Below are 11,145 nucleotides of genomic sequence, written 5' to 3'. Positions count from 1 at the left end.
GCGACTCCGTCAGCACATCCTCGGCACACATTGTATCTACTACCGTTGCTACCTTCCGGTCCTGGCGGGATTCATAGTACAATGTTGCGAGGCTACCAACGGAGCCACCAGAGCAGATTATACAAGATTTTTTTAGTATTACAACCCCTATCTCAAAACTGTTTTTTTTAATCGAAAATAAGTCTGTAACCTAGCTCACAAAATTCTCACAGCAACTTATACAGATTTTGCTATTTTAGTGAATGAAGTTGCACACATATCAACACTTAAAAATAAGAGGTACAACTTCCTTTGTAAATACCTTTTGAAAGTATTCATATGAATACCCTTAACATTGATTTAGGAGATAACCATGAAAAATGCTCTATTGAATAAACTGGCCATCGCTTCTTGTACTGCTTGTTTAATGACAGCCATGATGGGTAGCGCGCATGCCGAGCCGACAGGCTATGATCAGCTGAGCTTTCAAACCGAAGTCAAAGAAGAGGTGCAAAATGACGAAGTACGCGCCAGCATGTACAAAAAAGCCCAAGCCAGTACCTCAAAAGCCTTGGCCACCACACTCAACACATCTATTAATAATGCCATGAAAATCGCTAAGCGCTACCCGAGCGTGACGGTCAGCACCGGACAGCAGCGCACCTATCCGCGATATGATAAAAACGACAAAATCATTGGCTGGACGGGGCAAGCCAGTATCGATCTAAAAAGCACCGACTTTGCGGCTACCAGCCAGCTAATTGCTGATTTGCAAGAAACGCTAGTGATGGATAATCTAAACTTTGGCGTCTCTGACAGCAAAAAAGACGCACTAGAGCAAAAGCTGATGACCGAAGCGTCTCGCGCTTTTCAGCAGCAGGCCAAAAACCTAACGCGCGCTTGGAATGCACGCGGCTACCGTGTGGTCACGGTCAATCTAAACACAGGAAACAACTACCCTCGTCCAATGTATGGCAGCATGAATATGAAAGCAGAAGCCGCCGATGCTTCAGTACCTAGTCAGAGTTTTGAATCGGGCAATAGCACCATCTCTGTCACCGCCAACGGCACCATCGAGCTGACCAAATAGCTTTTGCGCCATAAAGACAGCTGTTAGTAAAAAACTTTATAAGTACCTAACTAGCTATCAAAGGATATCAAGGGCAGCCACTTATCGTAGTGACTGCCCTTTTTTGTATGCTATTAGGGTATGGCGCTTATTTGGTAAAAGCATCATTAGTTTTAGGCTGTGCATTTTGAACCGTTTGTAGACTGCCATCCTTTTGCCGCAGTTTTAACAGCAGTTTTTGATGCCATGGTAGATTTTGGTAGGCTAAGCGCTGCTGCGCGATTTTTTTATTGTTTTGGAGGGTTTGAGTGTTTTGAATCACATGTACCGTACGGGCTTTTTCTTTGAGCAGCTGTCCTTTCTCATTTTGTATGACTGCCTTTATATTATGCGCGCCGGGCATAATATTGACAGTGGCGATAGAAGCACTTAACCCTTGTGCAACCTCACTACCATCAAGATAAATAGTCACCTGTACGCGCACCTCGATGCTTTGAGCAGGACGGCGATATGCGCGAGTCTCGCTAGGCTCGGCGATCATAAGCTGATAGCTCACTTCCTTGCGCGCATTATCTGTGCTATTGACCGTGCTCACAGGCGCAGATGACGAGGTCGCCTCGCCAGTCACCTGACCAATCGTGTCTCTACCAGTAGAAACAGCCGTCTGACTGACGGTTTTGTCCGTCTGCTGTTCATAGTTTTGTGGCCGATCGGTAAAGGTGACTTGTCCCGTCTTTTCATCGACTACTTTATAGATGGTTGCTGCGTGACTGGTAGGCACTGCGATAGGTACTGTGATACTCACTGAAAGTACGGTCAGCGCTGTCAGCAAACCGAAAAATTTGGCTTTTATGCCTCTGGTCTTTAGAGTACTGGACTTTAGAGCGATGGTTGTTACATCAGCGTCTTTTATATGAGTGTTTTTTATATGAGCAAGGATAAATGTCGTCATGGTCAAGCCACCTAATCAGTCTGATACTTCCTATTATGCGGCATTTGCGTGACGAAATCAGTAGCGATGTTTTATTCATTTATCGGGTGGTGTACTTTTTATTTTTACGCATAAAAAAACCAGCTAAGGCGGACTTAGCTGGTGATTTGATGTTATTTTACATTTAGCTTAAATTCAGCGCTTTGAGTACGCAGCTGATTAGCAGCTGTAGTACATATCGAACTCGACAGGGTGTACAGTCACGTTTAGACGTTGTACTTCATCTTCTTTTAGGGCGATAAAGGCATCTAGCATGTCTTTGGTGAACACATCGCCTTTTAATAAGAACTCGTGGTCGTCTTTTAGCGCCTGTAGTGCAACATCTAGACTCTCTGCTACCGTTGGGATTTGCGCTTCTTCTTCTGGTGGCAAGTCATACAAGTTTTTGTCAGCAGCTTCGCCTGGATGCATCTTGTTCTGGATACCGTCAAGGCCTGCCATCAATAGCGCAGCAAATGCTAGGTATGGGTTCGCTGTTGGATCTGGGAAACGCGCTTCGACGCGTACTGCTTTTGGACTGCTCACGTGCGGAATACGGATAGACGCTGAGCGATTTGATGCAGAATACGCAAGCTTGATAGGTGCTTCGTAATGCGGTACAAGGCGCTTATAGCTGTTCGTTGATGGGTTGGTAATCGCATTCAGCGCACGAGCGTGCTTGATGATACCACCAACGAAGTACAATGCGGTCTCAGACAAACCAGCATACTCATCACCAGAGAACGTGTTTACGCCATCTTTTGAGATCGACATATGTACGTGCATACCTGAACCGTTGTCACCAACGATTGGTTTTGGCATAAAGGTCGCTGTTTTACCAAACTGGTGCGCCACGTTATGGACAACATATTTCAACTGCTGAACCTCATCCGCTTTACGTACCATTGTGTTAAACGCTACACCGATTTCAGACTGGCAAGACGCCACTTCGTGGTGATGAACTTCTACGCGGCCTTCACCAACGATCTCTTCGATACGCTCACACATCACAGAACGCATGTCATGCGAGCTGTCGATTGGTGGTACTGGGAAGTAACCGCCCTTAACGCGTGGACGATGCGCCATGTTGCCCCACTCGTATGTCTCGTTGGTGGACCAAGCCGCTTCTTCAGCGGTAATCTTGTGGCTCACGCCAGACATATCAACTGACCACTTAACATCATCAAATACAAAGAATTCAGGCTCAGGACCGAAATAAGCCGTGTCACCGATGCCCGTTGATTTGAGATACTCTTCTGCGCGGCGAGCAATAGAACGTGGATCACGATCATAGCCTTGTAGCGTTGATGGCTCGATGATATCGCAGGTCACGACGACTGTAACGGCATCAAAGAACGGATCGATAAAAGCCGTTTCAGGGTCAGGACGTAGGATCATATCTGAGGCTTCAATGCCCTTCCAGCCAGCAATAGATGAACCATCAAACATTTTGCCGTCTTCTAGCACTTCTTCGTCGATGGTAGAGGCAGGAAAACTGATGTGTTGCTCTTTACCGCGAGTATCGGTAAAGCGAAAGTCAACCCATTTAGCATTAGATGATTTGATAAGGTCCAATAATTTATCTGACATAAATAGTCTCCGTTGTGTTGATTAGATATTTGCAATATAAACTGTTTTAACGCTATTTTAACAACATATGACTGACAATGTTGCTTTGTTCAAATGCTGGCTGATTATTATTAATAAACAGTGATAGGCAGCAGTAGCTGATAAAGAAGCAGCTCATCATCAACCCTCATACTGTCCGCTGACAATAATGATGCAACTGCTGTGCCAAGCTGCTTGGCACATGACAGTGCAGCAAATCCATCGGCAGCCAAATAGTAAATAAATACAGATGTTTAGCGTGTTTTTGCCAATGCGTGATAAAGATATCTTGTTGGACGATCACCACCATATGATGATTTGGCGCATCCATTAGTGTCTTTAATGCACCAAATTAGCTCATACAATGGTGCAACCTGTCTCTTCAATGCTCTTTTTTGGGGCAAATCACCTGTCTGGTCAGCACTGCACCCTGTTTTAACTCAATCGACTATATCAGAGTGAGTCGATTTTTGATACATTGCCTCATGTCACGTTTACCTCACTTGCTCGGCACACATGGCATCTATAGTCGATACACTCTAAAAATGTCATAGCGCTACTGGGATGAATTTTGCGCAGCCTCTGGGAACGCAGCACGCAAGTAAAATTTATACCAGTAGCGCGTTTAAATCCATAACAGTTTTATATTCAGCTAACTATATTTATGAGCGGCTGTCGTGCTGCGTTTGATAGCACGCAAAATAGTGGTAAGATAACGGCGGACGATAGAAACTGTAACAATCCTATAAGCTGGCGCACGCTCAAGCATGTAGCAAACAAGCATGTAGCAAAAAAGGAAAAAACGACCACAGCTATCTTTCTACATCTACAAAAGCAAGACTTATAAAGCTAAGATTTATAAAAAAGCCAAACCAACTAAGTTGATACCCACATGATTTTGATGATCGATAATTACGACAGCTTTACGTACAATATTGTACAGTACTTCGGTGAACTACAGCAGGATATCACCGTCTGGCGTAACGATGAGATCAGTCTCCAGCAGATCCAAGCCCTCGCACCAGATGCGATCGTAATTGGCCCTGGCCCGTGTACCCCTGACCAGGCGGGTATTTCTTTGCAAGTTATCGATGCCTTTAAGGGCGTCATACCTATCTTGGGCATCTGTCTTGGCCATCAAGCCATTGGACAGGCTTTTGGGGCGCAGATCATCAAGGCAGGCGCGGTCATGCATGGCCGCCTATCTGCGGTATATCATAACGACCAAGGCGTATTTTTTGGCCTGCCAGCACCCGTGCAAGTCACCCGCTATCACTCACTGGTGATTGACCAGGCCAGCTTACCTGAGTGCCTAGAGATGACTGCTTGGACACAACATAGTAATGGTAGCATCGAGGAGATCATGGGCGTTCGTCATACTGCCTACGCCATTGAAGGCGTGCAGTTTCATCCAGAGTCCATCCTAAGCCAAGCAGGCTATCAGCTGCTCAATAATTTTTTGCACACTCATGGTTTGGCAGTACTGCCTACAGATGCCTTACCGCAAGCTGGTTAAAGTTCGTTCAGTTTAAGACTGTTTGGCGGCAATTTATTTGCCAATTTACTGACAATGCTAATGATAAATAATCCATAACGCCCACGCCTTTTAACCCTTATTTATAAAAATACTAAGCGAGAAAATAATGAGCACAATAAAAACAGAGGATACCACCACCCCAGATCATATCGCTCAGCTGTCTGATGAGCAGACGCACAAACTCCTGACCACCGCATTGGCGAGAATTTTTCAGCACATTGACCTAACCTTTGATGAGATGTATCAAGTCATGCTGATTATCATGCAGGGTCGATGTAGTGATGCCATGATGGGTGCGATTTTGACGGGTCTGCGTATGAAAGGCGAGTCCATCGACGAGATTACCGCATCGGCCAGTGCCATGCGTGACTTAGCAGCCAACATTACACCGGCAGACTGCCACTATCTGGTCGATATCGTCGGTACGGGCGGTGATGGTGCCAATTTGTTTAACGTCTCTACCGCTTCAGCCTTGGTCGCAGCAGCGGCAGGGGCACAAGTGGCCAAACATGGTAACCGCGGCGTGTCGACCAAATCTGGCAGCTCCGATTTGCTTGAACAAGCAGGGATTAGCTTGACACTCAGCCCAGAGCAGGCCAAGCAATGCATAGAAAATCAAGGCATTGGCTTTTTATTTGCGCCCAATCACCACAGCGCCATGCGCTATGCCAACCCCGTACGCCGTGAGCTAAAAGCGCGGACGATATTTAATATTTTGGGGCCATTGACCAACCCAGCTGGCGTGCCCAATCTGGTCATTGGCGTCTTTACCGCAGCGCTGTGTGAGCCTATCGCTAAGGTGATGAAAAATCTAGGGGCGCGTCACGTCATGGTGGTCGGTGCCAAAGACGGCCTAGATGAAATCAGCTTGGCCACTTCTACGACGGTCGCTGAGCTAAAAGACGGTACGGTCACAGTCTTTGAGATGAGGCCAGAAGACGCGGGGGTCGAATCGCAAACCCTCATCGGTCTGGATGTTGACTCCCCTAAAGAGAGTCTGGAGCTGATACGCGCCGCCCTGTCGGGTACAGACACTCATGATCGCGCGGTGCTCAAGGCTCGTGATATGATTGCACTCAATGCAGGCGCGGCCATTTATACGGCAGGACTGGCCAGCAACTATCCAAATGGTGTTAGCCGAGCTCAAAAGGTCATTCAAAATGGCGATGCCTTGACCAAGCTTGAGTCTTTGGCACAATATACTCAGCAGCTGGCGCAAAACACTTAAGTTTTTCATACAGCCATCGCCCACTGACTTTTGCCCTTTTACCTTTAGACATATTCGGACACCAGCATGACCCATACAGACATACCTTCAGTATTACAGCGCATCGTTGCGACCAAACACCTTGAGGTAAAAGCGGCTCGTGAGGCGCTATCTCTAGATGACTTAAAAGCCAAGGTGCTGGGCAATCAGCAGCCGCGGCGCGGCTTTGCTCAGGCACTACGAGCGGCCAGCACCAGCGAGAGCGGCATCGGTATCATCGCCGAGATTAAAAAAGCCTCGCCTTCTAAAGGCATCATCAATCATAACTTTGCCCCCGCATTATTCGCCCAGCAATATGAGCAGGCGGGTGCCAGTTGTCTGTCTGTCCTCACCGATCGCGAGTACTTTCAGGGAGAAGATAGTTACCTTGAGGCAGCGGCCAATGCCGCCACCCTGCCGCTACTGCGTAAAGACTTTATGGTCGATGTGTATCAGATTTATCAATCCTACTTGCTGGGTGCAGACTGTATCTTACTGATTATGGCGTGTCTTGATGATGCGCAAGCACGGCAGCTGCATGCGCTGAGTATCGATCTGGGTATGGATGTGTTGATTGAAGTCCATACCAAAACCGAGCTTGAGCGCGCCCTCCAGCTGCCTCGTAGTGTCCACAACATCTATGGCATCAATAATCGCGATTTAAATACATTCGATGTCGATCTACAGACCACGCTTGAGTTAAAAAACACCTTAATCAAGTCATTGGCCGCTGACGCCGACAGCCATGGACAACAGCCACTTATCGTGACTGAAAGTGGGATTCATAGCAGCGCTGATATTCGCCTGATGCTAAACAACGACATTCAGCACTTTTTGATCGGTGAGCAGTTTATGAAAACCGAGCATCCTGGACAAGCGTTACAATCCTTACTTGCAGGCATCGCAGCAGACGCGTAAAGTAACTAAAAAATGCCACAGTATTCATTACCAACTACCTTTTCATCAACCAACGATACCTTAACTGTTATGTCAAATTCTCTATTTTCTAAAGAAATGCAAGATCAGCTCAAAGAGCTAAAAGGCCAGCTGAGTAAAGGCCGTGATACCAACTCACCTGAGGGCGAAAACCAAAAACCGACTGAGCCTGTATCGCTGCCGACACAAAAACAAGTCAAAAAAACGGTCAAACAACTAGACAGTGAGCATGTCGACGACGACAAAGTGCTGTTTATGCAAGCGATGCATGGCGTCACTCAGCTCGAAGACAAAAACGTGCGCTCCCCTGTCACCAATACCAAAGCTGGCAAACCTGATGCCACGACTCTATCAAAACGTGCCGCCGCGCAAGGCAGTGAAAGCAGCGATCTAGGCGCCGGCTTATCAGACATGCAAGCCTTGCTCAATCCTGTGGCAAGCGAAGCATACTTATCGTACAAACAGCCAACCCTACAAAACAAAATATTCGATCAACTAAAAAAAGGCAAACTGCGCTGGTATGATGCCGTAGACATCCATGGCTGTACCATCGAAGAAGCCCGCGCCGCGATGACCCAACTACTCAGCCAAGCCAAAGCCAACAACGAAACTGTGGTCAAAATCGTCCATGGCAAAGGCTCTGAGGCCATCCTAAAAACCTGTGTGAATGGCTGGCTCCGTCAACTGCCTGAAGTACTGGCGTTTTGCTCGGCCTCACCAAAAGATGGCGGCAATGGTGCGGTACTAGTACTGCTAAAAAAACCAAAAGGCGCGGGTGAATAAGCCTTAAAGCAAAGCAAAAAAAAGACTGCCCAACAAGCAGTCTTTTTTTATAGATGATGTGGTTTTAGAATATAGGATAATGTGCTTTTTAGAAGATAGTGCGCCTTGTAACTTCGATAAGAGTAAATAACGATGAGCATACAGACCCTTGATACCTCTGAGCAGCTAGCAGCACATATCGATGCGTTGATAGCAATCGAGCCGAGATTTGCGCCGGTCTACGAGCAAGTAGGCGTACCGAGTCTGCGGCACAATACTGGCGGCTTTATGCAATTGATGCGAGCGATGGTCGGCCAGCAGTTGTCTGTCGCTGCGGCAGCCAGTATTTGGCAGCGTTTGCTTGAGACCGGCTTGACCACTCCTAGCATGATTCAGCATGCAAGCGATGACACGCTCAGAGCCCAAGGCTTATCTAAACAAAAAATTCGCTATATTCGCTCTTTGGTTGCGCATGATATAGACTTTGCTAGCCTAAAAACCCTACCAGATGAGGAAGTGATAAACATCCTAACCACCGTCACAGGTATCGGGCGCTGGACGGCTGAGATGTACTTATTGTTTTCTTTACAGCGCGCTGACATCCTTGCTGTTGATGACTTGGCGATCAAAGTTGCCGCCATGACACTGCTGGACTTGCCTGAGCGTCCTACCCCAAAACGACTCCACTCTCTAACGCAGCATTGGTCACCTTACCGTAGCACAGCCAGCCTATTGCTTTGGTCGTATTACGGGCAGCTGCGTAATACGACCGCTGTGCCTATCTAAGAACCCATGATTTACTATCATCATTGCAGAAAATATTTTTTATAACAATTATAGTTTCTATAGCGACTATAGCAATGCCACGCCTTATATGGCTGTCTTTTTAGGGCTGGTTCCATATTGACAAGCCAAACTTGCGTTTGGTGTGCTTAAACTTCCTCTTTTTTAGCGCATGGCCTTTTTCTCTGAGCGCCTTGATGCCATGTTGTTTTTCGGTCGCCGTGGCGTCAGGTGACGCGGCAGTCTTTTTATCTTTGCTGGCTCTATGGTCTTTATCCAGATCTATGTTGTGGGCATCATCCTGATGCTTATCTTGTTTTTTATCCATGTCGTCGCGAGCAGGCTGGGCGCTACCATCTGTCTTATTAGCCATGTCGTCATCTTTTGACGCGTTACTTGCAGACTCGTCATTATCAGATTTTTGCTCGCTGTTTGCTTTAGACGACGCAACATCGGTTTGATTGACTATCAGCTGCTGCGTAGGCAGTGCATGCTCGACGTCGTATTTTTTGACCTGAGTTAATATATCAACGAGCACGACGTTTTGCTTATCATAAAACTCCATTACGTTATTGGCGTTGATATAGGCTTGCAGCTGAATCACATAGCAATCTTGGCGCAGCTCTAAAATATGGACCTGATTCCATTCTTGGTTGGTCAAATAATGCTCATTTAAAAACTCATCTAAGTCTTTGACCATCTTAAAGACCACATCGATATCAGCGGTACGCTTAATATACAGCTGATGAAAAAACCGAAACATATCACGCGAGGTAAAGTTTTCGATTTGCATCGAAGAAAAATCACCGTTTGGCACAGTGACGATGGTACGCGTCAAGGTACGCACGCGTGATGAGCGAATACCGATATCGATGACCGTGCCTTCATACGTGCCAAATTTACAATAGTCCCCTATGCGTACGGGAGAATCTGCGACCACCACCACACTACCGACGAGGTTTTCGATGGTCTTTTGCGCACCAAGCGCTAATGCCAGACCACCAACCCCTAGTGCGGCAATCCCTGTGGTCAAATCAAACCCTAAATTACCAAAGATGACAATCACCGCAAAGATGAGCAGCAACGCTTTGACGACTTTTCGTAGCAGCCCTAAGATAGAGACACGCTCGGTATAGTTTTTCTTATAGCTTAAATTGACCGCGCGGGTAAATATCGCATCAATGACGCGCAGTAACAACCAAGTCAATGCCAACCACGAGGCGATATCAGCAAAACGATTGACCGGCTCTCGCAGCGTCACCGAGACGCCAGCATAGACCATCACCTCAGACAGTATCAGCGCCATAATGACCACAGAGAGTGGTAGTACCACTTTGTTTGGCAAAGGTAGCGGGACGCCGCGTACTCGCGGATAGGCGATTCGCAGAAGATGATACAGTAGCCAGACTAAAATATAAGTAAAGTCGCGGATAGGCGATTCGCAGAAGATGATACAGTAGCCAGACTAAAATATAAGTAAAGACAAAACTGCTGACGATCATCGTCAGCACCGCCAATAAGTCCGCCATCTGATAGCCAAACAGCTTTTTGCCTTCCAATGAGTCAACTGTATAGCGCGACACCAACGTCGGCTCGGTGTTTTCTATCACTTCGGGTACCGAGCTGAGCGTCTCACTAGAAAACTGCCAATACTGCTCATTCTCCTTAGACACCACTCTTTCTAACAGTAACGGCACACTTTTTTCACCGATATTAATCACACCGACGTTTTCTTGATTCGGTGGTAATTGATCCGTGAGATTACCCTCAGGTGTATTACTGATTTGTAGGTCAGGCTGAAAACGGCCGCCAGCATCTAGTGCTTGCTTAAACTGACGCACGACCGTGGTGGGATTGTCCGACTTAGACAAATTAAGGTAATTGCTCGCCAGCAGGTAGTCGTTTTCGCCCAGCGCCTTAATAAACCCTTGTACCGTATGGCGCGGCGTGTCGCGCCCAAACGAATCTGGTATAGGCGTGCTCGCCGACTCTTCACTGCCAGTCGTGCCATTTACGCCAAGCGTTGTCGTTTCTGCAGCAAAGGACGCTGTGGGCAGCAGTACGCTCATCGCCATGATAAGCAAAAGCATCATAGTGATAAACGGGGTTTTTAGGCTGGTAGACAGTATATCTGGAGCCTGACGAAAAGTCAGATGGTGCTTAATAGACAAAACAAACCTCTTAGCTTGATGAGTGGCACAAAAAGGGCAGATAAAACCCTTACTATCATAACAATTATTTATCACAACAGTGCT

The 11,145-nt window shown here is 46.9% G+C and carries 11 protein-coding genes and 1 other RNA gene; 6 read left to right on the top strand and 6 right to left on the bottom strand.

Annotated features, from left to right (window positions below):
* Positions 1-4: 4 nt before the first annotated feature.
* An RNA gene (gene ffs, locus NK638_RS04765) (signal recognition particle sRNA small type) lies at positions 5-101 on the bottom strand.
* Between the two features lie 251 nt (positions 102-352).
* Between ffs and NK638_RS04760 the strand changes: the two genes are divergently transcribed.
* On the top strand, positions 353-1,069 hold the full coding sequence (locus NK638_RS04760) for an SIMPL domain-containing protein (RefSeq protein WP_274632146.1): 717 nt from the start codon (positions 353-355) through the stop codon (positions 1,067-1,069).
* Between the two features lie 127 nt (positions 1,070-1,196).
* Here NK638_RS04760 and NK638_RS04755 read toward each other — a convergent pair whose 3' ends face one another.
* The 3 genes from NK638_RS04755 to NK638_RS04745 form a co-directional block, all read right to left on the bottom strand.
* A complete protein-coding gene (locus NK638_RS04755; RefSeq protein WP_274632145.1) occupies positions 1,197-2,000 on the bottom strand; it encodes a DUF4124 domain-containing protein in 804 nt (267 codons plus the stop codon).
* Positions 2,001-2,198: 198 nt separating this feature from the next.
* The gene (glnA, locus tag NK638_RS04750) at positions 2,199-3,608 is read right to left on the bottom strand and encodes a type I glutamate--ammonia ligase (RefSeq protein ID WP_274632144.1); all 1,410 of its coding nucleotides are present in this window, start codon (positions 3,606-3,608) and stop codon (positions 2,199-2,201) included.
* A gap of 166 nt (positions 3,609-3,774) precedes the next feature.
* Positions 3,775-3,957: a hypothetical protein gene (locus NK638_RS04745; protein ID WP_274632143.1), complete on the bottom strand. Its 183-nt coding sequence runs from the start codon at positions 3,955-3,957 to the stop codon at positions 3,775-3,777.
* Between the two features lie 561 nt (positions 3,958-4,518).
* Here NK638_RS04745 and NK638_RS04740 point away from each other — a divergent pair.
* From NK638_RS04740 to NK638_RS04720, 5 genes are all read left to right on the top strand, one after another.
* Complete coding sequence (locus NK638_RS04740) at positions 4,519-5,142, top strand: anthranilate synthase component II (RefSeq protein WP_274632142.1); 624 nt, start codon at positions 4,519-4,521, stop codon at positions 5,140-5,142.
* Positions 5,143-5,269: 127 nt separating this feature from the next.
* Entirely contained in the window at positions 5,270-6,391 is a 1,122-nt protein-coding gene (gene trpD, locus NK638_RS04735; protein ID WP_201586208.1) for an anthranilate phosphoribosyltransferase, read from the top strand.
* Between the two features lie 66 nt (positions 6,392-6,457).
* Entirely contained in the window at positions 6,458-7,327 is an 870-nt protein-coding gene (gene trpC / locus NK638_RS04730; RefSeq protein WP_274632141.1) for an indole-3-glycerol phosphate synthase TrpC, read from the top strand.
* A gap of 69 nt (positions 7,328-7,396) precedes the next feature.
* Positions 7,397-8,128 carry a Smr/MutS family protein gene (locus NK638_RS04725; RefSeq protein ID WP_274632140.1) on the top strand — a complete coding sequence of 244 codons (732 nt, stop codon included), beginning with the start codon at positions 7,397-7,399 and terminating at the stop codon, positions 8,126-8,128.
* A 132-nt stretch (positions 8,129-8,260) separates the two neighbouring features.
* A complete protein-coding gene (locus tag NK638_RS04720; protein ID WP_274632139.1) occupies positions 8,261-8,893 on the top strand; it encodes a DNA-3-methyladenine glycosylase family protein in 633 nt (210 codons plus the stop codon).
* A gap of 100 nt (positions 8,894-8,993) precedes the next feature.
* On the opposite strand, the gene NK638_RS04715 is transcribed toward NK638_RS04720, so the two are convergent.
* Together NK638_RS04715 and NK638_RS04710 are read right to left on the bottom strand one after the other, a co-directional pair.
* Positions 8,994-10,235: a mechanosensitive ion channel family protein gene (locus NK638_RS04715; protein ID WP_274632138.1), complete on the bottom strand. Its 1,242-nt coding sequence runs from the start codon at positions 10,233-10,235 to the stop codon at positions 8,994-8,996.
* Entirely contained in the window at positions 10,177-11,061 is an 885-nt protein-coding gene (locus tag NK638_RS04710; RefSeq protein ID WP_274632137.1) for a hypothetical protein, read from the bottom strand. Before NK638_RS04710 ends, NK638_RS04715 begins: the two co-directional genes overlap by 59 nt.
* Positions 11,062-11,145: the final 84 nt, after the last annotated feature.

The organism is Psychrobacter sp. A3, assembly GCF_028823565.1.
Lineage (GTDB): Bacteria > Pseudomonadota > Gammaproteobacteria > Pseudomonadales > Moraxellaceae > Psychrobacter > Psychrobacter celer.
This window is presented reverse-complemented; position numbering and strand designations above follow the sequence as displayed.

What these genes read in the sequence shown, in the direction of transcription:
- NK638_RS04760 (WP_274632146.1), top strand. Translation starts at nt 353, where the DNA reads ATGAAAAATGCTCTATTGAATAAACTGGCCATCGCTTCTTGTACTGCT.
- NK638_RS04755 (WP_274632145.1), bottom strand. Translation starts at nt 2,000, where the DNA reads ATGACGACATTTATCCTTGCTCATATAAAAAACACTCATATAAAAGAC.
- glnA (WP_274632144.1), bottom strand. Translation starts at nt 3,608, where the DNA reads ATGTCAGATAAATTATTGGACCTTATCAAATCATCTAATGCTAAATGG.
- NK638_RS04745 (WP_274632143.1), bottom strand. Translation starts at nt 3,957, where the DNA reads ATGGATGCGCCAAATCATCATATGGTGGTGATCGTCCAACAAGATATC.
- NK638_RS04740 (WP_274632142.1), top strand. Translation starts at nt 4,519, where the DNA reads ATGATTTTGATGATCGATAATTACGACAGCTTTACGTACAATATTGTA.
- trpD (WP_201586208.1), top strand. Translation starts at nt 5,270, where the DNA reads ATGAGCACAATAAAAACAGAGGATACCACCACCCCAGATCATATCGCT.
- trpC (WP_274632141.1), top strand. Translation starts at nt 6,458, where the DNA reads ATGACCCATACAGACATACCTTCAGTATTACAGCGCATCGTTGCGACC.
- NK638_RS04725 (WP_274632140.1), top strand. Translation starts at nt 7,397, where the DNA reads ATGTCAAATTCTCTATTTTCTAAAGAAATGCAAGATCAGCTCAAAGAG.
- NK638_RS04720 (WP_274632139.1), top strand. Translation starts at nt 8,261, where the DNA reads ATGAGCATACAGACCCTTGATACCTCTGAGCAGCTAGCAGCACATATC.